The 19,890-nt window shown below is 69.2% G+C and carries 19 protein-coding genes and 1 pseudogene; 15 read left to right on the top strand and 5 right to left on the bottom strand.

Annotated features, from left to right (window positions below; all coding sequences use genetic code 11):
* The first annotated feature begins 130 nt into the window (after positions 1 to 130).
* Genes ACQHII_RS46730 through ACQHII_RS46720 form a run of 3 tightly spaced genes read left to right on the top strand, consistent with a single transcriptional unit; the run spans position 131 to position 3,149 of the window.
* The gene (locus tag ACQHII_RS46730; RefSeq protein WP_427925015.1) at positions 131 to 1,294 is read left to right on the top strand and encodes a zinc-binding alcohol dehydrogenase family protein; all 1,164 of its coding nucleotides are present in this window, start codon (positions 131 to 133) and stop codon (positions 1,292 to 1,294) included.
* Between the two features lie 37 nt (positions 1,295 to 1,331).
* On the top strand, positions 1,332 to 2,384 hold the full coding sequence (locus ACQHII_RS46725; RefSeq protein WP_427925014.1) for a 3-oxoacyl-ACP synthase III family protein: 1,053 nt from the start codon (positions 1,332 to 1,334) through the stop codon (positions 2,382 to 2,384).
* A 27-nt stretch (positions 2,385 to 2,411) separates the two neighbouring features.
* Complete coding sequence (locus tag ACQHII_RS46720; RefSeq protein ID WP_427925013.1) at positions 2,412 to 3,149, top strand: SDR family oxidoreductase; 738 nt, start codon at positions 2,412 to 2,414, stop codon at positions 3,147 to 3,149.
* A 38-nt stretch (positions 3,150 to 3,187) separates the two neighbouring features.
* Here the strand turns inward: ACQHII_RS46720 and ACQHII_RS46715 are convergent, their stop codons facing one another.
* The gene (locus tag ACQHII_RS46715; RefSeq protein WP_427925012.1) at positions 3,188 to 4,756 is read right to left on the bottom strand and encodes a DHA2 family efflux MFS transporter permease subunit; all 1,569 of its coding nucleotides are present in this window, start codon (positions 4,754 to 4,756) and stop codon (positions 3,188 to 3,190) included.
* Positions 4,757 to 4,902: 146 nt separating this feature from the next.
* On the opposite strand from ACQHII_RS46715, the gene ACQHII_RS46710 reads away from it, so the two are divergent.
* Positions 4,903 to 5,349, top strand: a complete 447-nt coding sequence (locus ACQHII_RS46710; protein WP_427925011.1) for a nuclear transport factor 2 family protein — start codon at positions 4,903 to 4,905, stop codon at positions 5,347 to 5,349.
* Between the two features lie 83 nt (positions 5,350 to 5,432).
* On the opposite strand, the gene ACQHII_RS46705 is transcribed toward ACQHII_RS46710, so the two are convergent.
* Positions 5,433 to 6,077: a TetR/AcrR family transcriptional regulator gene (locus ACQHII_RS46705; protein WP_427925559.1), complete on the bottom strand. Its 645-nt coding sequence runs from the start codon at positions 6,075 to 6,077 to the stop codon at positions 5,433 to 5,435.
* A gap of 163 nt (positions 6,078 to 6,240) precedes the next feature.
* Here ACQHII_RS46705 and ACQHII_RS46700 point away from each other — a divergent pair, with 163 nt between their 5' ends.
* Both ACQHII_RS46700 and ACQHII_RS46695 read left to right on the top strand, forming a co-directional pair.
* Complete coding sequence (locus ACQHII_RS46700) at positions 6,241 to 7,731, top strand: MFS transporter (protein ID WP_427925010.1); 1,491 nt, start codon at positions 6,241 to 6,243, stop codon at positions 7,729 to 7,731.
* 237 nt (positions 7,732 to 7,968) lie between these two features.
* Positions 7,969 to 8,694: a response regulator transcription factor gene (locus ACQHII_RS46695; RefSeq protein WP_427925009.1), complete on the top strand. Its 726-nt coding sequence runs from the start codon at positions 7,969 to 7,971 to the stop codon at positions 8,692 to 8,694.
* Positions 8,695 to 8,725: 31 nt separating this feature from the next.
* On the opposite strand, the gene ACQHII_RS46690 is transcribed toward ACQHII_RS46695, so the two are convergent.
* Positions 8,726 to 8,893: a hypothetical protein gene (locus tag ACQHII_RS46690; RefSeq protein WP_427925008.1), complete on the bottom strand. Its 168-nt coding sequence runs from the start codon at positions 8,891 to 8,893 to the stop codon at positions 8,726 to 8,728.
* Positions 8,894 to 9,107: 214 nt separating this feature from the next.
* Positions 9,108 to 10,136, bottom strand: coding sequence for a LacI family DNA-binding transcriptional regulator (locus ACQHII_RS46685; protein ID WP_427925007.1), 1,029 nt, complete (start codon positions 10,134 to 10,136; stop codon positions 9,108 to 9,110).
* Positions 10,137 to 10,464: 328 nt separating this feature from the next.
* Here ACQHII_RS46685 and ACQHII_RS46680 point away from each other — a divergent pair, with 328 nt between their 5' ends.
* From ACQHII_RS46680 to ACQHII_RS46650, 7 genes and pseudogenes are all read left to right on the top strand, one after another.
* A complete protein-coding gene (locus ACQHII_RS46680) occupies positions 10,465 to 11,484 on the top strand; it encodes a sugar ABC transporter substrate-binding protein (RefSeq protein ID WP_427925006.1) in 1,020 nt (339 codons plus the stop codon).
* Complete coding sequence (locus tag ACQHII_RS46675) at positions 11,484 to 12,560, top strand: ABC transporter permease (protein ID WP_427925005.1); 1,077 nt, start codon at positions 11,484 to 11,486, stop codon at positions 12,558 to 12,560. The genes ACQHII_RS46680 and ACQHII_RS46675 overlap by 1 nt, the downstream gene beginning before the upstream one ends.
* A 5-nt stretch (positions 12,561 to 12,565) precedes the next feature.
* Positions 12,566 to 13,468, top strand: a complete 903-nt coding sequence (locus tag ACQHII_RS46670) for an ATP-binding cassette domain-containing protein (RefSeq protein WP_427925004.1) — start codon at positions 12,566 to 12,568, stop codon at positions 13,466 to 13,468.
* Between the two features lie 91 nt (positions 13,469 to 13,559).
* The gene (locus ACQHII_RS46665; protein ID WP_427925003.1) at positions 13,560 to 14,417 is read left to right on the top strand and encodes a sugar phosphate isomerase/epimerase family protein; all 858 of its coding nucleotides are present in this window, start codon (positions 13,560 to 13,562) and stop codon (positions 14,415 to 14,417) included.
* A 191-nt stretch (positions 14,418 to 14,608) separates the two neighbouring features.
* The gene (locus ACQHII_RS46660; protein ID WP_427925002.1) at positions 14,609 to 15,805 is read left to right on the top strand and encodes a Gfo/Idh/MocA family protein; all 1,197 of its coding nucleotides are present in this window, start codon (positions 14,609 to 14,611) and stop codon (positions 15,803 to 15,805) included.
* A 35-nt stretch (positions 15,806 to 15,840) separates the two neighbouring features.
* Positions 15,841 to 16,839: a sugar phosphate isomerase/epimerase family protein gene (locus ACQHII_RS46655; protein ID WP_427925001.1), complete on the top strand. Its 999-nt coding sequence runs from the start codon at positions 15,841 to 15,843 to the stop codon at positions 16,837 to 16,839.
* A 327-nt stretch (positions 16,840 to 17,166) separates the two neighbouring features.
* Positions 17,167 to 17,397: pseudogene (locus ACQHII_RS46650) on the top strand (hypothetical protein); the annotation flags it as partial.
* Positions 17,398 to 17,489: 92 nt separating this feature from the next.
* Here ACQHII_RS46650 and ACQHII_RS46645 read toward each other — a convergent pair.
* Positions 17,490 to 18,191, bottom strand: coding sequence for a hypothetical protein (locus ACQHII_RS46645; protein ID WP_427925000.1), 702 nt, complete (start codon positions 18,189 to 18,191; stop codon positions 17,490 to 17,492).
* Positions 18,192 to 19,160: 969 nt separating this feature from the next.
* Here ACQHII_RS46645 and ACQHII_RS46640 point away from each other — a divergent pair.
* Together ACQHII_RS46640 and ACQHII_RS46635 are read left to right on the top strand one after the other, a co-directional pair.
* Positions 19,161 to 19,652: a hypothetical protein gene (locus ACQHII_RS46640; RefSeq protein ID WP_427924999.1), complete on the top strand. Its 492-nt coding sequence runs from the start codon at positions 19,161 to 19,163 to the stop codon at positions 19,650 to 19,652.
* Positions 19,649 to 19,888 (top strand): RICIN domain-containing protein, encoded by a 240-nt coding sequence (locus tag ACQHII_RS46635; protein WP_427925558.1) that lies wholly within the window; start codon positions 19,649 to 19,651, stop codon positions 19,886 to 19,888. Before ACQHII_RS46640 ends, ACQHII_RS46635 begins: the two co-directional genes overlap by 4 nt.
* Positions 19,889 to 19,890 lie beyond the last annotated feature (2 nt).

The raw sequence follows: 19,890 nt of genomic DNA, 5'->3' as shown, positions 1-19,890 counted from the left end.
CCGAACCGTCGCAATAGGCCATTGAATTTCTACGAAAACGTAGAACTACGCTTTCGTAGAAAAGAGTTGGACTGTTGCTTCTGACGCGTTTTCGTCGCTACGGTATTTCCCGTGGCCGAGGGAGGCGAATGTGATCCACACTGATGCTTGGGTCCTGCACGCAGGGCCGAAGGACGTCGGCACGCAGGACCGGCCGCCCGGGATTCTGCACCGCGCGTCCCATTCCTTCACCGCCCCCGGCGAGCGGGAGGCGTTGGTCGAGCCACTGTACGGCTCCTGGGAGGCGAACATAGAGCACGCGCTGTCCCGCCGGCCGATCGATGTCTGCCATTTACGGGACGAGGAAACGGTCGTTCTGGGAAATCTCGGCATCGTGCGCGTTCTCGGCGCGGGCCCGTCCTCGTCGCTCGGGGAGGGGCAGATCTGCATGGTGATGCCCTTCGCGAAACGCGACCCCTACGGCTACGCCGAACTCATCTACGCCTACGACGCCCCGCGCACGGTGGGGCTGTTGGCGCGCCGCACGAAGATGGCGGCGGACCTGCTGCTGCCCCTGCCCGACGACAGCAGGTTCTCGCTCCCCCAATGGGCCGCCTACGCCCGCTACTTCACCGCCTGGGACAACTGGCAGGTGGCGCACCGGTGTTGGTCGGCCCAGATGCGGGACGAGGATCCCGGCGGGCATCTGGTCTTCGGGTGGGGCGGCGGTGTGGTGCTGGCCGAGCTGCTGCTGGCGAAGCGCGCCGGATTCCGGGTCGCGATGACGGCCGGATCCGACGGCCGGCTCGCCGAACTCACCGGTCTCGGCATCACCGCGGTGGATCGCCGGCTCTTTCCGCATCTGGCCCACGACCCCGAGCACCCGCCGACCGATCCGGCCGAGGTGGCCCGCTACCGCACCTCCGAGAAGGAGTTCCTCAAAACGGTCGACGCCCTCAGCGACGGAGCCGGCGCTGCCATATTCGTCGACAACATAGGTGCCCCGCTGTACAAGGCCACGATAAAAGCCCTGGCGCGCCAGGGAGTGGTGACCACCGTCGGCTGGAAGGAGGGAATGCGCACCTTTCATCTGCGGGCCAGCGAATGCATCAACCGGCATCTCCATGTGAACACGCATGTCTGGCGCTACGCGGACTGTGCGACCATACGCGACTTCCAGGAGGACACCGGCTGGATTCCCTCGGTCGATCCGGCCGGAATATACGAGTTCGACGAGGTCGGGCAGCTCGCGGCGGACTACTCGGCCGGAAAGATCGACTCCTATTTCCCGCTGTACCGCGTGAACCCGACCTGAGAATCCCGCACAAGAATCCGGGAAAGGAGATCACCGAATGGCGAGTCATGCCCCGAACAGCGTGGAGAACCGGCCCGGTGTGGGGATCAGAGCGATCGGGCGTCATCTTCCCGAACGTGTCGTCACCAACGCGGAACTGGCACAGCGGCTCCCGACGACCGACCGGTGGATCCGTGAGCGCATAGGGATCGAGAAGCGCCGCTTCTCCGCGCCGGACGAGTGGTCGTCCGACCTCGGGGCGAAGGCCCTGACCGACGCCTGCCGGCAACTGGGCCTGTCCGTGGGCGAGATCGACCTCGTCGTCTGCAGCACGTACACACCCGACCACATGCTGCCCAACACGGCGTCCGCCATCATGCGCAAGGTGGGGATGTCGGCCACGCCGGGCTTCGACGTGAACAGCGGAGGGTGCCCGGGAGCCGTGTTCGCGCTGGACGTCGGCGTGAAGTACGTGGCCTCCGGCCGCTATCCGCGGGTCGCGGTGGTGCTCACCGACGTCGGTACGAAACTCTTCGACCCGGAGGACCGCACGGTCGGCGTCATCTTCGGCGACGCGGCGGCCTGCTACATCCTGGAGCCGACCCGCCCCGGCACGGGGGTGGGCGAGGTCCTGCTGCGCAGCGATCCGGCCCACTACACCTCGGTGTACGCGGCCCGGGAAGCACGCACGGACCGGGAGGGCCGCCCGAAGAAGTCCGCGTTCGGGGACAACTTCATCACCATGCGGGGCAGCGACATCAAGGAGTTCGTGCTCGGTGTCGTCCCCGAGTTCATGCGCGAGTTCGTCCAGAAGGCCGGACTGGACCTGGACGACATCGACTTCTTCGCTCTGCACCAGGCCAACCGCAATCTGGTGCACGGAATCCTGGACGCGCTCGGCCAGCCCCGCCACAAGACGCTGACGAACATCGAACGTGTCGGCAACACCTCCGGGGCGTCGGTGCCCCTGGTGCTGCGCGAGGCCGTCGAACAGGGCCGGCTGCGCGCCGGTCAGCTCGCGCTTCTCACCGCCTTCGGCGGCGGACTCAACTACGGAGCGGCTCTCGTCCGCTGGTGCGGCGCCGAGGACTTCGTGACACACCGGGCGTGAACCACGCCCAGGAGGGGGACCCAACTCGTGCATGTCACCTATGACTTCACCGGAAGCACGGTCGTCGTCACCGGCGCCGGCCGGGGCATCGGACTGGCCGCCGCCCGGTTCTTCCACGGCGCCGGAGCCGTCGTATGGCTGGTGGGCCGGGACGGCGCCCGTCTCAAGGAGGCCGCGGACGATCTGGAGGGGGCTCGTTTCGCCGAGGTGGACGTGACGCGTACCGCCGAGGTCGAGAGCGTCGTGGCGGACGTCGTCGCGGACACGGGCCGGATCGACGTCCTGATCAACAACGCGGGAATCCTCCGGGACCGCATGCTGTGGAACCTCAGCGACGAGGACTGGGACTCGGTCCTCGCCGTGCACCTCGGCGGGCCGTTCCGTTTCGTCCGGGCCTGCACACCGCACTTCCGCCGACAGGGCCGGGGGCGGGTGATCAATGTGACGTCGTACGCCGGGATCCACGGCAACGCGGGCCAGACGGCGTACTCCGCGGCGAAGTCGGGGATCATCGGCTTCACCAAAACCGCCGCCAAGGAACTGGTCCGGTTCGGGGTCACGGTCAACGCGATCTCCCCGGTGGCCGAGACCCGCATGATCAGCTCCCTCCCCGACGAGCGGCGCGAAAGCCTCAAGAGCATCATCCCCGCCGGGTACTTCGCCCCGGCCGGCGAGATCTCCTGGGCGCTGGCCTATCTGGCGTCCGATCAGGCCGGTTACGTCACCGGTACCGTGCTCCCCGTCGACGGCGGGATGTCGATCTGATGGCGACTCCCGCGCGCCGAAGGGAACCCGGCGCCGCGTCAGCCCGGCTGCTTCTCCTGAAGGCGTACGCTCTCGGACCGTCCCGGGGCCAGCACCAGTACGGCACCGGCGCCGACCACCACGAAGAGCGCGGCGACCAGCATCGCCCGGTCCAGACCGTCGGCGAAGGCGAGGCGTGCCGCATCGGCCACCCGCGCGCCGGTCGCGCCGCCGATCCGCTCCGCGAGCGTCAGCGCGGCGTCGATGGAGTCGCGTGCCGCGCCCAGCGAGTCGGCGGGGATCGTGTCGCTGCGGTCGCCGATGCCGGAGCGGTAGCCGCTGTTGAACGCGCTGCCCAGGATCGCCACCCCCAGCGCTCCCCCGACCTCACGGGTGACGTCGTTGACGGCGGACGCGACACCCTGCTTGGCCGCCGGCAGAGAGGCGACGATCGAGTCGGTGGCAGGCGCCAGGCACAGCGCGATGCCCGCGCCGACCACCGTGGTGCCCAACAGCACCGGAACGTAGGAGGAGTTCTTGTCCAGGGTGGTGAGCACGCCCATGCCCACGGCCATCACGACCATGGCCGCGGTGAGCACGACCCGCAGTCCCGCGCGCCGCACCAGGACAGGTGCGAGCGGCGACACCGCCCCGACGGCGACGGTCATGGGCATCAAGGACAGGCCCGCGACCAGCGGCGAATAGCCCTTCAGCCACTGGAGGTACTGGAGCATCACGAAGAAGAGCCCGAAGGTCGCCACGCTGGCCATGACGATCACGATCGAGCCGGCCGCGAAGGCGCCGATCCGGAAGAACCGGGGATCGAGCAGCGGATGCTCGACCCGCAGCTCCCACAGCACGAAGCCCACCAGGGCCGCGCCACCGCCGATCGCGGCCAGCAGGACGACCGGGTCGGTCGTCCCGCGCTCGGGTCCCTCGATGATCGCGTACACCACCGCGCAGAGTCCGACGACCGACAGCAGCGCCCCCAGGACGTCGACGGGCAGTCCCTCGGGGTCCTTCGAGGTCGGCACGAGGAGGGCGACCAGTACGGCCGACAGGACCGCGAGTCCGGTGCTCAGCCCGAACACGGACCGCCAGGAGAAGGACTCCAGCAGGGCGCCGGAGATCAGGAGTCCCAGCAGCGCACCGCCTGCGGCGACCGCCGACCAGACGGCCACCGCCCCCGCCCGCTCCTCGGACGGGAAGACGGTGGTCACGATCGAGAGCGTCATCGGCATGATCATGGCCGAGCCCAGACCGGCCGCCACCCGCAGCAGGATCAGCACGCTCGGACTGTCCACCCACAGCGCCGCCGCCGACGCCGCCCCGAAGACCAGCACGCCGACCAGCAGCATGCCCTTGCGTCCGTACCGGTCGCCGAGCGCTCCGGCCGGCAGCAGGAACCCGGCGAAGACGAGGCCGTAGGCGTTCATGATCCACAGCAGTTCCGCCTGACCGGCCCCGGTGTCCCGGGCGATGCCCGGCAGCGCCACGGTCAGGCCGACCACCATGCTGACGATCATCATCAGGGCGACGCACATGACCGCCAGGACGACCCGGCGTCGTACGAGTCCGAACGGCGCGTCCGCCTGCGGAGGGGCGGCCGTCCCCTGCGTTTGCTCCATGTTCCGCTCCTTGCGCGGCCCTGCCGTGCGAGGCAGACCCCATCGATACAAGCACTCGTTTCAAGCGAGTGTTTTAAACCACCGTACGACAGCCGCGCCGAGGCCCGCAACAGGGCACGTCGGATCCCAAGTCACCGGAGGCAGGCATGAGTTCGCAGGCGATCACGGAGAAGAACAAGGAGACGGTGCGCGCCTTCATCGACGCGCTCAACCGGCAGGACCTCGCCGGTCTGGACGCGCTCCTCGCGGACGACGCCACCTGGACGGTCTGCGCACGCGAGATACCGGCCGCCGGCACGCACGAGAAGAAGGTGGTCCTCGGCCGCATCCTCCCGACCATGCTGGCGATCTTCGAGCCGGGTGAGCCCCGGACGGAGATCACCCGGCTGATCGCGGAGGGCGACGTGGTCTCGGCCGAGGCGGTCAGCCACGGCCGGCTGCTCCACGGCGCGGTCTACGAGAACCGGTACTCACATGTCTACGAGATCCGCGGCGACCGCATCGCGGCCATCAGGGAGTACACGGACACCGACTACGCGGCGAAGATCATGGCGGGAGCGGTCGAGGCCGGCCACACGCTCGACCTCGGCTGATCGCGTCACCGGCCGCCCCGGGCAGGCGAGTTGGACCTGCGGGGGCGGTAACTCCGTTACAGCTTCCGCCCGTTCACCCTGCCTCAGGGGGCCCGGAAGACGGCCAGTACGGCCGCCACGAGCCGCTCGGTCTCCTCGTCCGGACCCTCGGGCGGCGCTCCGTCGCGCGCGCCCCGGGGGGCCAGGTCGGCGAGAGTGCCCGCCTGATGCAGGGCGAGCAGGCCGATCATGACCCGGTAGCGGAAGCCGACCTCGTCGGCGGAGAGGGTGGGCAGCGCACGGGCGAGCTCCTCCAGATACCGGCCCTCGACCGCCCCGACCTCGTCGGCGAACAGTCGGCGGATCTCCGGATCCGGTTCGCACACCACCCGGCCCAGGAAGCGGGCGAGGGCCGGCGCGTCACCCTCCCGCGAGCGCGCCAGGCTCGCCCCGGTGCGCACGAACCCCTCGACGAGGTCGGCCACTTCAGGCTTGCCGCCGTCGGCCAGCAACCCGTCCAGCAGGCGCTGCCGTGCTCCGTTGACCGGAGCCATGGCCCGGTCGACGACCGCCCGCAGCAGCCCCTCCTTCGATCCGAAGTGGTAGTTGACCGCGGCCACGTTGGCAGCGGCGGCCACCGTCACGGCGCGCAGCGAGGTCCCCGCGTAGCCGCGCTCCCCGAACAGCCGCTCGGCGACATCGAGGATCCGCCCCTTGGTGTCGGCCGACGCGGACCCGCCCTTGTCCATCACGGACCCAATCTAAAACGACCGCTTGAAACGGGCAAGGCCGACCCGGCCGAGGAGCGCCCGCCGGACCACGATCGCCGATAAACCCTTACAGTCGCGTTCACTTTCGGCTAGGGTCCCGACAATAGAGCCCTTACAGCACTGTTAGAGATCAGGAGTGCCGGTGACTCAGGAGAGCCCTCCTCACGGCCCCGCCCACCACCCCGTCCAGCACCATGGAGAGGGGAACGGCCCGCCCGCGCCCCGCCGTTGGGCGACACTGGCCCTGCTGTGCATGGCCCAGTTCCTCCTGATCGTCGACGTCACGGTCATCAACGTCGCGCTGCCCACGGTCGGCGACTCGCTCGGCCTCGGCCCGGGCCAGCTCACCTGGGCGGTGACGGCGTACACGCTGTGCTTCGGCAGCCTGCTGCTTCTCGGCGGGCGCGCCGGCGACGCGTTCGGCCGCAAGCGGATGTTCCTCACCGGGCTTGTCGTCTTCACCTCGGCGTCACTGATGTCCGGTCTGGCCGAGGGCGGCGGCACTCTGATCGCCGCGCGCGCCGCCCAGGGGGTGGGCGCGGCCCTGCTCTCCCCCGCCGCCATGGCGATCATCACGTCGATGTTCGACGGCCCCGAGCGCAATCGGGCGCTGGGGGTCTGGGCGGCGATCGGCGGCAGCGGTGCGGCGTTCGGCGTGCTGCTCGGCGGTGTGCTCACCACCAGTCTCGGCTGGAGGTGGATCTTCTTCGTCAACGTCCCGATCGGGGCAGTGGTGTTCGGCTGCGTGGCGTTCCTGCTCAAGGAGCCGGCCGGGCACCCCCACGGACACTCCGCAGAGTCCCGCAAGGGCATCGACCCGGCCGGGGCACTCACCATGACGGCCGCCCCCGGTCTGCTGATCTACGGTCTCGTCCAGGCCCGCGACCACGGCTTCGGTTCCGCCTCGGTGGTGCTGCCCCTGCTGGGCGCGGTCCTCTGCGCGGGCGTGTTCGTGGCCGTGGAGCGGTCGGTGCGGGTGCCGCTGGTCCGGCTGTCCGTCCTGACGCGGCGCAATCTGGTCGGCGGCGGCCTCGTCATGCTCGCCGCCTCCGGCGTGCTGATCTCCACGTTCTTCCTCTGCTCGCTCTATCTGCAGCACGTCCTGGGGCTGAGCGCCCTGAAGACGGGGCTGGTCTTCCTCCCGGTGGCGGTCGCCATCACCCTGGGCGCGCATTTCAGTTCACACCTGATCGCCCTGTTCGGCTGGCGGCCCGTGGCGGTCGGCGGCTTCGCGCTCGGCGCGGCCGGCAGCCTGCTGCTGTCCCGGGTCGAGGCAGGCGGGAGCGCGTGGACGCAGGTGCTGCCGGGATTCCTGGTCGGCGCGGTCGGCCTGGGCGCGGGGTTCGTCTGCGCCACCACCAGCGCGATGAGCGGGGTGCCGCACGAGGACATGGGGCTCACCTCGGGCCTGGTGAACACCTGTCACGAACTGGGTGCCTCCCTCGGTGTGGCGGTCGTGGCCACGGTCGCCGGGACGAGCCTCGACGGCGGCTCCGCGGCACCGCCGGTGAACGGTTTCGACAGCGCGTTCACGGCCTGTGCGGTGATCGCCCTGAGCGCCGCGGTGCTCGGCGGCATCCTGCTGCCGCGCGGTCGCCCCGACCCCTCGCAGGGACCGGTCTTCGCGCACTGACCGGCCGCCGCGGACCGCCGAACTCCGGTTCGCGCAGCGCCGTCCGGCGCACACCGACTCCCGCCACCCGGACCACAAATCCCCCGTCGTGTCCGGGTGGCGGGGCAGCGACAACCGCTTGACTCCACAACTACGGCGATCGATAGTACTTTCCGGGAGCAGGCATCGTGCGCTGTCTAGCGGGAGGGACATCGTCATGGGGGAAGACCGTTCCTGTTGTCATCGGGCTCCGTATTCATGACGTCGGCCACGGGGGGCCGCAACACCACGTCCGAGCGCTACGGTCCACACCCGAAGGAGTGTCCGGACGGCCACATCCTGCTGATCGACCCAGACCCCGGTTCCCGGACCCTGATCCGGCGGGCGCTGGAGGACTCCCGTCCCCGCGCATCCGTGACCTCGGTCGCCACCTCGGCGAGCGTCCCCGTCGAGGGACTGGGCGCCCCGCTGACCCTGGTCCTCTCCTCCGAGGTCGACCACCACGACATGGCGCCCCTGGTGGGTCTCATGACCAGGTCGGACACGCACATCGTCATGGTCCTGCGCATACAGGCACACGAGCGCTTCGAGGATCTGACGGGCTTTCCCGTGGACGCCGTGGTCCATTCCGAGGACCTGCGGGGTCCCGCGATGGCCGAGGCCCTGGCCCACCGGGCCCACGACACGGTCGTCGTCTCCCGACAGGCCGTACGCCAACTCCTGCATCTGGCGGGCAACTCGGCCGCGTCGGCCTCCACCGCCCCCTCCCTCACCGAGCGGGAGGCGGAGACCCTCGGCTTCATGGCGGCGGGCCTGAGCAACCGTCAGATCGCCCGCGACATGGGCATCACCGAGCACGGTGTCAAACGCCATGTCGCCCACATCTTCGCCAAGTTGAACTGCCGCAACCGCACGACCGCCGTGGCCGTGGCCCTGCGCTCGGGCCTGGTGCCCCATCAGCCGCCCGAGCAGGGGGCCTCGTAGCGCGGGGAACAGGGGCGCCACACTCGGCGGATCAACCCGGACCGTTGTCTGCGGCGGCCTCGGACGAGGCTGTGACCGTGGCCGTGGCCGCCGATTCCCCGGTCGCAGGCCTGCGCCGACCGCGCAGTCGGCGGCCCCGGCCGACGATGGCCGGCCCGGCCGCGGTGATCGCGGTCAGCACCACAGGTCCGTCTTCCACGACACCCGAAGGCTCATTGGCTTCTGGGACGGCGTTGGGCCGGTTCGCGGTCCACTCGGGCATCGCCCCGGCCGGCACCGGACCCGTGAGCAACTGAAGGCCTGGCTGCGCAAGTGATCCATGCGGTCATGTGAGAGGTGATCTACCGAAGGCTCGGGGCACGCCCGCTCACACCTGAGTCGGCCGTGCGCACGGGCGACCGCCACGGACAACGTCAGCGCGGCTCGGCTGTGGTCCGGCGTACGACGAGGTGCGGGGCGAGAACGACCTCGCGGGGTTCGGTACGGCCCTGGTCGAGGCGTTCCACCGCCGCGGCCACCGCGTAGCGGGCCTGTTCCTCCGCCCCCTGGCTGACCGTGGTCAGGTCGAAGCAGCTCAGGCGGGAGAGCCTGTCGTCGTCGTATCCCGCGACGGACACCTCGCCGGGTACGGAGACACCGGCGCGGGCGAGAGCGGCCAGGACGCCGATCGCGCTCTGGTCGTTGAACGCGACCACGGCGGTGGGGAGTTCGCCCGCCTCCAGGAGGTGGCGGGCGGCGCGCTCGCCGGCCGCCTCGGTGTGGTCGCCGCGCAGCACCCTGATGTGCGCGTCCAGACCGTGCCGCCGCATGGCGGTCCGGTAGCCGCGACGGCGGTCGGTGGCGATCACGCCCCTGCCGCCGTCGACGTAGGTGATCTCGCGGTGCCCGAGCGCCACGAGGCGGTCGACTATCTGGCCCACGCCGTCGTCGTCCGCGGTGCGGACCACGTCCAGTTCCCCTTCCTCGATGCGCCGGCCCACGACGATGACGGGGGCCTTGCCGTCGAGTGCGGCGAGCGTGTCGACGGGAGCGGTCGGGCCCAGCAGGATCAGCGCCTCGCTACGGAAGGCCAGCAGCGTCTCGATGGCGGTGCGCTCGTCGCGGGTGCGGGTCTGGGTGCTCAGGACGAGGTCGTAGCCGACCTCCTCGGCGGCCGAGTGGAGGTGCTCGACCAGGTCCGCGTGGAAGGGGCTGTGGACGTCGACCATCACGCCGAGCATCCGGGTGCGCCTGCTGGCCAGCAGGCTGGCGGTGCGGTCCACCTGGTAACCGAGGTCGGCGGCGGCTTTCAGGACACGCTGCCGTGTGCGTTCGCTGGGGCCCGCCACACCCCGCAGCACCAGGGAGACGGACGCGGTGGAAACGCCTACGCGTGCCGCCACGTCCTCCAGCCGTGGGCGCTTCTTCTCGGCCCGGCGGCGTTCCGCCCCAGCGTCCTCCACTTGTGCCTCCCGGCCGCATTCTTCTCGCGCAACGCCCTTGACACGCTCTCGAAACGAGTCGATAGTACCAGGAATTAAAGCGCTTTAAATTGTCCTGACGTTCCAACGAAGGCCGTTGGCTCGTCGCCGCGACCGGCGGGGACACGCGCTCACCGTCGACATCGCCCACAAGGCGGACAGGCGGTCGCGGACGGTGCATCCGGCCGCCACCGCTCCAGGTGAGCCCGCTCCGGTCCTCCCTTCCGAGCCCGGCCCATCAAGCAGTGGCGGACCCTCCGTCCTGCTACCTCTTCGACCTCTTCCAGCCGCACAGCGAGGTGCACGAACCATGAGCCGTACAGCCCTTCCCCGCCATCGCAGAATCGCCCCCGTCGTGGCCGTCGCCGCCGCGGCCGCCCTCACCCTCGCGGGCTGCTCCAGCAGCTCGGGCGGCAAGAAGTCCGACGAGTCGGCGGGGAACGTCTCCGCGGGCAAGGCGACCACACCCCGCATGACCATCGCGATGGTCACCCACGCGCCCTCCGGCGACACCTTCTGGGACACCATCCGCAAGGGCGCCGAGGCCGCCGCCGCCAAGGACAACATCAAGCTGATCTACTCGAACGACGAGACCGCAGCCGACCAGGCCAACCTGGTGCAGAACGCGATCGACCAGAAGGTCGACGGCATCGCCGTCACCCTGGCCAAGCCCGACGCCATGAAGGACGTCGTCGCCAAGGCCGAGCAGGCCGGCATCCCCGTCGTGGGCTTCAACGCCGGGCTCAGCGACTGGAAGAAGCAGGGCCTGCTGTCCTTCTTCGGCCAGGACGAGTCCGTCTCCGGGCAGGCACTCGGCACCAAGCTCAACTCCACAGGCGCCAAGCACGCGTTGTGCGTCATCCAGGCCCAGGGCGACGTCAACCTCGAACAGCGCTGCGCCGGCGTGAAGAAGACCTTCACCGGCAAGACCGACATCCTCTACGTCAACGGCACGGACATGCCGTCGGTGAAGTCGACGATCACCGCCAAGCTCACGCAGGACAAGACCGTCGACGAGGTGGTCACCCTCGGCGCGCCGTTCGCGCTGACGGCGGTGCAGTCGCTGTCTGACGCCGGCAGCAAGGCGAAGGTCGCCACCTTCGACCTCAACAAGGACCTCATCTCCGCGATCGAGAAGGGCAGCATTCAGTTCGCCGTCGACCAACAGCCCTATCTCCAGGGCTACTTGGCGGTCGACTCGCTGTGGCTCTACAAGACGAACGGCAATTACAGCGGTGGTGGTGAGCAGCCCGTACTGACCGGCCCGGCCTTCGTCGACAAGACGAATGTCGACACGGTGGCGAAGTTCGCCGCAAAGGGCACCCGCTGATGAGTACGACCCACCAGACCGAGCCGGCGGTGACCACACCGCCGGCCCCCGGCCCGCCGGAGACGCATGGCCGGACCTCTGAACGGCCCTTGCCGATAAGGCTGTTGGCTCGTCCGGAGGTCGGTGTCTTCCTCGGTGCCCTCGCCGTCTATGTCTTCTTCCTGATCGCCGCTCCGCCGGTGCGGGACGGCGCGTCGATGGCGAACATTCTCTACAGTTCGTCGACGATCGGGATCATGGCCCTGCCGGTGGCGCTGCTGATGATCGGCGGGGAGTTCGACCTCTCCGCCGGTGTCGCGGTGATCACCTCGGCGCTGACCGCGAGCATGCTCAGCTACCAGCTCACCATGAACGTGTGGGTCGGTGTGATCGTCGCTCTCCTGGTGTCGCTGGGGATCGGGTTCCTCAACGGGTGGATGGTCGTCAAGACCGGCCTGCCGAGCTTCCTGGTCACCCTGGGCAGCTTCCTGATCCTCCAGGGCGTCAACCTCGCCGTCACCAAGCTGGTCACCGGCAACGTGGCGACCGACGACATCAGCAACATGGACGGCTTCGGCCAGGCCAAGAAGGTCTTCGCGTCCTCGTTCGAGGTCGGCGGCGTCAACGTGAAGATCACCATCGTGTACTGGCTGGTGTTCGCGGCGATCGCCACCTGGGTGCTGCTGCGCACGAAGTACGGCAACTGGATCTTCGCGGTCGGCGGCAACAAGGACTCCGCCCGCGCCGTCGGTGTCCCGGTGGCGTTCACGAAGATCTCGCTGTTCATGCTGGTCGGCTTCGGTGCCTGGTTCATCGGCATGCACCAGCTGTTCTCCTTCAACACCGTGCAGTCCGGCGAGGGCGTCGGCCAGGAGCTGATCTACATCTCCGCGGCCGTGATCGGCGGCTGCCTGCTGACCGGCGGCGCCGGCTCGGCGATCGGCCCGGTGTTCGGGGCGTTCATGTTCGGCATGGTCCAGCAGGGCATCGTCTACGCCGGCTGGAACCCCGACTGGTTCAAGGCGTTCCTGGGCGTGATGCTGCTGGGCGCCGTCATGATCAATCTGTGGGTGCAGCGCACCGCGACCCGGAGGTGACCTCGATGACCGACAACACGACCGGCACCCACGGCGCGATCCTGACCGACACGCCGGCCACCGGCGGGGACCATCCCCTCGTCCGGCTCCGCAACGCCGGCAAGTCCTACGGCAACGTCCGTGCCCTGCACGGCGTCGACCTCGAAGTCCGCCCCGGCCAGGTCACCTGCGTCCTGGGCGACAACGGCGCCGGCAAGTCCACCCTGATCAAAATCATCTCCGGCCTGCACCAGCACACCGAGGGCGAGTTCCTCGTCGACGGCCGGCCGGTGCACTTCACCACCCCCCGCCAGGCACTCGACCGCGGTATCGCCACCGTCTACCAGGACCTGGCCGTCGTCCCGCTGATGCCGGTGTGGCGCAACTTCTTCCTCGGCTCCGAGATGACCAAGGGCCCCTGGCCGATCCGCCGCCTCGACATCGAGAAGATGAAGCAGACCGCCGACGAGGAACTGCGCAACATGGGCATCGTCCTGGACAACCTCGACCAGCCCATCGGCACCCTCTCCGGCGGCCAGCGCCAGTGCGTCGCCATCGCCCGCGCCGTCTACTTCGGCGCCCGCGTCCTCATCCTCGACGAACCCACCGCCGCCCTCGGCGTCAAGCAGTCCGGCGTGGTCCTCAAGTACGTGGCCGCAGCCCGCGAACGCGGCCTCGGCGTCATCTTCATCACCCACAACCCCCACCACGCCTACATGGTCGGCGACCACTTCAGCGTCCTGCGCCCGGGCACCATGGAACTCTCCGCCGAACGCAGCGCCATCACCCTCGAAGAACTCACCAACCACATGGCCGGCGGCACCGAACTCGCCGCACTCAAGCACGAGTTGTCCCAGGTCCGCGGCGTCGACGTCGAAGAACTCCCCGAGGAGAAGGACCTCAAGGCCACGGTCGAAAGCGTCGGCTGACGACGACATCAGGACCTCGGCCGTACGCCCGCACAAGCGGACGGCTTTGCCCGACGCGCCCCCGCTCCCCTACACCCGAAGGCATTCCCTCATGAAGATCGCCCTCGACCCGTACATGATCCGGCACGTCCCGCTGCTCGAACTACCCGGCGTGGTCGCCGAGTTGGGCTACGAGTGGATCGAGCTCTCCCCCCGCGAGGACTTCATCCCGTTCTTCCGCCACCCCCGCGTGGACGACGCCACCGTACGCAAATTCCGCAAGGCGCTCGACGCAGCCGGCGTCGGAATCTCCTCCCTGCTCCCGCTGTTCCGCTGGTCCGGCCCCGACGAGGACGCCCGACAGGCCGCCGTGCGCTACTGGAAACGGTCCATCCAGATCGCCTCCGAGCTGGGCGTGGACAGCATGATCTCCGAGTTCAACGGCCGGCCCGAGGAAGCGGACCGCAGCGAGGCCCAGTTCTGGAAGTCGATGGACGAACTCCTCCCGCTCTTCGAACAGGAGGGCATCCGGCTGACCCTGGAACCGCACCCGGACGACTTCATCGAGGACGGCCACCAGGCGGTCGACTTCATCCGGGGCATCAACCACCCGAGCGTCAGCTTCCTCTACTGCGCCCCGCACACCTTCCACATCGGTGACGACGCCCCCGGCATCGTCCGGCACGCGGGCGATCTGCTCACCCATGTCCACCTGGCCGACGCGTTCGACCACAACGCGTCCTCCGGCAACCGCTACATCCTCAACCCGCCCGGCACCACCGCCCGGATCCACCAACATCTCGACATGGGCCAGGGCGAGGTCGACTTCGACGAGCTGTTCCGGGCTCTGCGGGACAACGACTTCGACGGCACCCTCACGGCGTGCGTCTTCGCCTGGGAGGAACGGGCCAAGGAATCCTCGCTGTTCATGCGCGCGAAGATCGACGAATACCTCGCCGCATCGTCGTAGCAAACCGATGGCATGGCCATTCCGCTCGGAAACAACGCTCCGCCACATGCGCTCCTAAAGCGCTTCAAGTCACCCGTGCCGAGCGGAGCTCACTCTCCGCTCGGCACGGGCCCAAGGACACGCACCGCCGCCCGCCCGGCCATCCCAGCCTCGCCCGCCCCCACCTGACCTCTCTTCTCAAGGGACACCTCATGACCTCCTCCGCCAAGCCCTTGTCCGTCGCGGTGATCGGCGCCGGTATGGCCGGCCGCAGTCACGCCGCCGGATACCGCAACGCCAGCACCGTGTTCGGGGCGGGGCTGCCCCCGGTCCGGCTGGCCGCGATAGCCGACGCCAACACCGCGCTCGCCGAGGACGCCGCCCGCCGCTACGGCTTCGAGAAGGCGCTGCCGAGCTGGGAGGCCGTCGCCGAGGACCCCACGATCGACGCCGTCAGCATCGTCGTAGGGAACGCGCTGCACCGGCCGATCGCCGAAGCGCTGGTCGCCGCCGGGAAGCACGTGCTGTGCGAGAAGCCGCTGGCCGGCTCGCTCGAAGACGCCCGTGCGATGGCCGAGTTGGAGCGCTCCGCCGATGTCGTCACCGCCGTCGGCTACACCTTCCGCCGCTCCCCCGGTATCGCCGCGATCCGCGACCATGTGCGGCGCGGCGAGCTGGGTGACCTCACGCTCTTCAGCGGGCGCTACTGGTGCGACTACGCCACCGACCCCAAGGGGCCGCTGAGTTGGCGTTTCAAGGGGGGTGCCGGTTCCGGCGCACTCGGTGATGTCGGCTCGCATGTCATCGACGCCGCCGAGTACGTCGCCGGGCCCATCACCTCCGTCTCCGGCGCCACCCTGTCCACCCAGATCGCCAAGCGTCCGCTGCCGCTGGGCGCGGTCGTCGGGCACAACGCGGCCCCCGTCTCGGACGAGTTCGGCGAGGTGGAGAACGAGGACACCGCGTCCTTCACCGCCCGCTTCGAATCCGGGCTCGTCGGCACCTTCTCCGTCACCCGCACCGGCTTCGGCCTGCCCAACGGGCTCGCGTTCGACGTCCTCGGGGTCGGCGGGCGGGCCGCGTTCGACCAGCACCGGCCGGCCGAGTACCTCTTCGACGACGCCCAGCCCGACGCCCGTACCCGAGGCGCCCGGCAGATCATCGCCGGACCCCAATTGCCGTACTTCGCGGGCGGGGTGCCCATGGAGGCACCGGGTGTGGGCGCGAGCAACGCCGACAACTTCATCTACCAGGCCCGTGCGTTCCTCGACCAGGTCGCGGGCGTCGCCGAACCGCTCCCGGCCTGCGCCACGTTCGCCGAGGGACTGCGGACCATGGAGATCATCCGCGCGATCGTCGAGTCCTCGCAGGCCGGCGGCGTCGCCGTCGCAGTCCCGCCCGCCGCCTGACCACCCGCACCCCACCCATACCGAGGAGCACCCGCATGTCCCTCAAGCTCGGCGCCTACACCGCCTGCCTGCACGACCGCCCGCTCACCGAAGCCCTCGACATCCTCAAGGAAAACGGCCTGACCTCCGTCGAGGTCAACACCGGCGGCTTCATCCCCTCCCCGCACTGCCCGGTCGACCTGCTGCTGTCCTCCGCGACCGCGCGCGAGGAGTACCTCGCGACCTTCGCGGACCGCGGGATGGAGCTGACCGGCCTCAACTGCAACGGCAATCCGCTCAACCCGCTGCCCGGGGTCGGCCCGAAGCACGCCGACGACCTGCGCCGTACGATCCGCCTCGCGGGCCTGCTCGGTGTACGGCACGTGGTCACCATGTCCGGCACCCCCGGCTCCGACCCCGACGCCAAGTACCCGTCCTGGGTGGTGAATCCGTGGGACGGCGTCTACATGGACGTCCTGGACTACCAGTGGGGCGTGGCGGTCGAGTTCTGGAAGGAGATCGACGCGCTCGCCCGGGAGAACAACGTCCGGGTCGCCATCGAGATGCACCCCCACAACCTCGTCTTCTCCCCCGTCACCCTCAAGCGCCTCGTCGACGAGGGCTCTCTCACCAACGTCGGCGCGGAGATGGACCCTTCACACCTCATGTGGCAGGGCATGGACATCGTCGCCTCCATCAAGTGGCTCGGCCCGCTGGTGTTCCACGCCGCCGCGAAGGACGCGACGCTCTGCCCGGGCGCCGACATCCGCGGCGTGCTCGACACGTCGTTCACCCGCGTGCCGGCCGACGCACCCGACAAGGTGCCCACCGGCTACGGCTTCTGGTGCAACTCCTGGCCCCAGAACCCCGCCTGGAAGTTCGTCGCCGTCGGCATCGGCAACGACGTGCCCTTCTGGACCGAGTTCCTGCGCGCCCTCGCCGAGATCGACCCCGACATGGCCGTCAACATCGAACACGAGGACGCCGCCTACTCCCAGACCGAGGGACTCGCCCTCGCCGCGAAGAACCTGCACGCCGCAGCGGCGGCCGTGTAGGCCCAACTCCCCACTCACGGCGGTGCGTTCCTGAACGCACCGCCGTGGTCGTCGAGTTCAGGCCGACATGCTTGGGTCGTTCCGCGGACCGAAGCGGTCGGCGAGGCGTCTCTTGTCTCTTCGCCCCCGTTCCGGTGAGCAAGTCCCGGCTCTGACCGCGCGGGTCGCACGGGCGAGCAACCCGGGTGGCACGACCGCGACATGGGTGCGTGACCTGCTGGACGGGTTGTGGTGCGACGCCGAGGCAGTCCACGCCGCACTCGAAGAAGTCGCCGCCACGGCCGGCCGGTCCGCCCGGGCAGGAACCCAACCAGGTCCATGGACCTCGACACCCGGCAGGCGCCGGGCATCTCCACCTTCCCAGTCGCCACACAGGACGTCGCGCTGGCCGTCGATGCGTACCTCCCGGCCTCCGACGTCGGGGCCACGCTGCGCGAGGGCGCAGGTGAACTGCTGTCCATCCGCCTGTTCGACGTGTACGACGGCGCCGAGCAGCCCGGTGAGGGGCGCGGGTCGCCGGCCTACGCGCTGAGCATTCGCGCCACGGAAGCGGTGCTTCGGGGTTGACCGCCGCGTACCGGACCTGGGAACGGCCGGATCCCCGCTCCCTTCCGGAAGGGGACCCGGCCGCACGCGTACGGCGCCGGGGCTCAGGAAACGATCATGACGGCGTTGTCGCCCGGGGAGATCCGGCGCTCACGCGCTTCCTCCGACAGTTTCGTCACATACGCGTAGAACTGGTTCTTGAGGGTGTACCCCTTCAGCCGCAGATAGACGAGCAGGTCGAGCAGGACCGTGTCGTAGTGCACCAGGGACGATGCCATGGCGTACTGGTAGCGCCAGGTCACGTGCGCGAGCAGATCCTTGTCCAGTTCCTTGTCGGCGAGGGCGAGGTTGTGGAGCGACGTCAGATTCGCCTCCACCGCGTTCAGTTGGTCCTTCGGCTGACAGCCGGCCTTGTCCGAGTAGTCGAAGGTGGCCTGGAGCCAGTCGCGCACCACCTTGGGATCGGTGGGCTTCACATATTGTTCGTACGTGCTGACGTGCATGATCTCGTGCAGGAGCGAGGCGGTGCGCCACGGGCCGTCGTCCGTGTACGTGTAGCCCGCGGCGACCGCGGAGTACGCCGGGTCGTAGGTGACCCTGGAGCTCTTGCCGACCGTGGCGGCGGCCGTCAGTCCGTCGTGCGTCTCGATGAAGTCGATGTGGCCGAGTAACGCCGTGCACTCGTCGAGCAGTGCGGAGAAATGCGACTCGGTGTGCAGGTCGCCGGGGAGCCTGGTGCCCCCGGCAGCCGCGACGCGCTGGTCCAGTTCGAAGCGGCGCAGCCCTATTTCCCTGTCGGATTCCATAGCGGTCCTCCCGTTCGTCCACTGTCGGGTCCCGTCGTACGCGCATGCTGCTCCCGGCCGAAGTGTCCGGCAATGCCCGCAACACGCCATTCATGGCCGCTACGGCAGGTCCAGGGCGTATGGGCAGGCGACGGGCCTCGAAAGCAGGCCGCCGATCCCACCCGGTCGGGTGACATTCAGCGGTGAACTGGCCCTTTCCGCCCATGTCGCCGACTGAATCGGACCGGTCCTTCGGGGCCGGTCCGCGCTCTTCAGCTCTGACGGGGGGGGGACCAACGACATGATCCGCTTCGGGCCCGTCACCGGTCCGTGCACTCTGCCGCACACCGTCGGCCGAGTGCTACACAGCGCGAAACCGACCCCCGCCGACGGCTACGCGATCGTGCTGCACCGCCTCGCGCCGCACCCTGCCTGCCACTGCTGCCGGCCAACCGGCCCCCACCGCGCGCCTGCTCGCCGACCAGGCGCCGTTCTACCTGCTGATGCCGGCACCGGCACCGGCCTCGGCTACGACCCGTTCGCCGCTTTGGGCCACCACCCCGGCACGCACTCGCCCCCGGCCCCTCTCCCTCCCGTCACCGTGCTGCTTTCGCCTCCGCCCGACCGGGGCACCATCGCGCCCGCGGTCGACGGCACGGCCGATGCCGGGGCCATCAGACCGTGGCCCCGGCAGTTGGACGCGCTCACCGGCCACCTCGCCTGTGGCGTAGCTGGTGCAACTGCTCAATTGATCCCGATTGTGGCCCGCTGTTGTTCGGCGGAGGCTCAGGTGGATTCACGGACGACCAGTCCTCCGGTGCGACCAATTTCGCCGCCTGGGTGATCTGGAACGAGCCGGACCTCAACTGAGACACCACCGACGCCGGCCCGTTCAACTCCGCCTGGAACACGACGTACAAGGAGATCCGTTCGAAGGACACCACCACGCCCATCCAGGGGCCCAGCAACTCCCGCTGGAAGCAGAGCGACATGAGCACGTTCCTCACCCAGGCGAAGGCCAACAACACCGTGCCGGATGTGATCGCCTGCCACGAGTTGCAAGGCAGCGCGAACATCCCCGCCCATGTGGCCGCCTACCGGGCCATGGAGTCGAGCCTCGGCATCAGCCCGCGGCCGATCGGCATCGAGGAGTACGGCACGCCCAGCGAGATGGGCGACTCCGGCGCCCTCATCGGCTATGCCGCCAAGTTCGAGCGAGCGGGCGTCCACGACGCCAAGCCGGCCTTCTGGAACCACTACGGCACCCTCGGCGACACCCTGACCGACACCGGCCGCACCACCGCCTTTCCGGGTCCGATCGCCATCTCCGACACGGACTACCCGGTCTCGAACGGCTCGATCACCGTGCCAGTCACCATGAACGCCGCCGACAGCTACCACGTGACGATCACCCCGATCGGCACCTCGACCTCTCTGGCCGGGCGCTACCAGATCACCAACAGAACAGCGGCCTCGCCCTGAACACTCTCAACGCGGCCACCGCGCAAGGCACTTCGGTCGTCCAGACCACGTCCACCTCCGGCACCGACCAGAACTGGACCCTCGTGGCGGCGGGCCAGGGCCTCTACAAGATCGTCAATCAGAAGAGCGGCCTGCTGCTCGGCGTCGACCAGATGAGCACGGCCTCCGGCGCCCAGGTCTTTCAGTGGTCGGACAACGGCACCGCCGACCACCTGTGGAGACTCACCGCGCGCTGAGA

The organism is Streptomyces sp. cg40 (genome assembly GCF_050320165.1).
Classification (GTDB): domain Bacteria; phylum Actinomycetota; class Actinomycetes; order Streptomycetales; family Streptomycetaceae; genus Streptomyces; species Streptomyces hokutonensis.
The sequence above is the reverse complement of the archived record's forward strand: the minus strand, read 5'-3'. Positions and strand labels throughout refer to the sequence as shown.

Excerpts from the sequence above, each read along its gene's own strand:
- ACQHII_RS46680 (WP_427925006.1), top strand. The coding sequence starts at position 10,465 with ATGAGCCGTACAGCCCTTCCCCGCCATCGCAGAATCGCCCCCGTCGTG.
- ACQHII_RS46705 (WP_427925559.1), bottom strand. The coding sequence starts at position 6,077 with ATGGACAAGGGCGGGTCCGCGTCGGCCGACACCAAGGGGCGGATCCTC.
- ACQHII_RS46725 (WP_427925014.1), top strand. The coding sequence starts at position 1,332 with ATGGCGAGTCATGCCCCGAACAGCGTGGAGAACCGGCCCGGTGTGGGG.
- ACQHII_RS46645 (WP_427925000.1), bottom strand. The coding sequence starts at position 18,191 with ATGGAATCCGACAGGGAAATAGGGCTGCGCCGCTTCGAACTGGACCAG.
- ACQHII_RS46660 (WP_427925002.1), top strand. The coding sequence starts at position 14,609 with ATGACCTCCTCCGCCAAGCCCTTGTCCGTCGCGGTGATCGGCGCCGGT.
- ACQHII_RS46655 (WP_427925001.1), top strand. The coding sequence starts at position 15,841 with ATGTCCCTCAAGCTCGGCGCCTACACCGCCTGCCTGCACGACCGCCCG.
- ACQHII_RS46710 (WP_427925011.1), top strand. The coding sequence starts at position 4,903 with ATGAGTTCGCAGGCGATCACGGAGAAGAACAAGGAGACGGTGCGCGCC.
- ACQHII_RS46665 (WP_427925003.1), top strand. The coding sequence starts at position 13,560 with ATGAAGATCGCCCTCGACCCGTACATGATCCGGCACGTCCCGCTGCTC.
- ACQHII_RS46695 (WP_427925009.1), top strand. The coding sequence starts at position 7,969 with ATGACGTCGGCCACGGGGGGCCGCAACACCACGTCCGAGCGCTACGGT.
- ACQHII_RS46640 (WP_427924999.1), top strand. The coding sequence starts at position 19,161 with ATGAGCACGTTCCTCACCCAGGCGAAGGCCAACAACACCGTGCCGGAT.
- ACQHII_RS46675 (WP_427925005.1), top strand. The coding sequence starts at position 11,484 with ATGAGTACGACCCACCAGACCGAGCCGGCGGTGACCACACCGCCGGCC.
- ACQHII_RS46715 (WP_427925012.1), bottom strand. The coding sequence starts at position 4,756 with ATGGAGCAAACGCAGGGGACGGCCGCCCCTCCGCAGGCGGACGCGCCG.
- ACQHII_RS46670 (WP_427925004.1), top strand. The coding sequence starts at position 12,566 with ATGACCGACAACACGACCGGCACCCACGGCGCGATCCTGACCGACACG.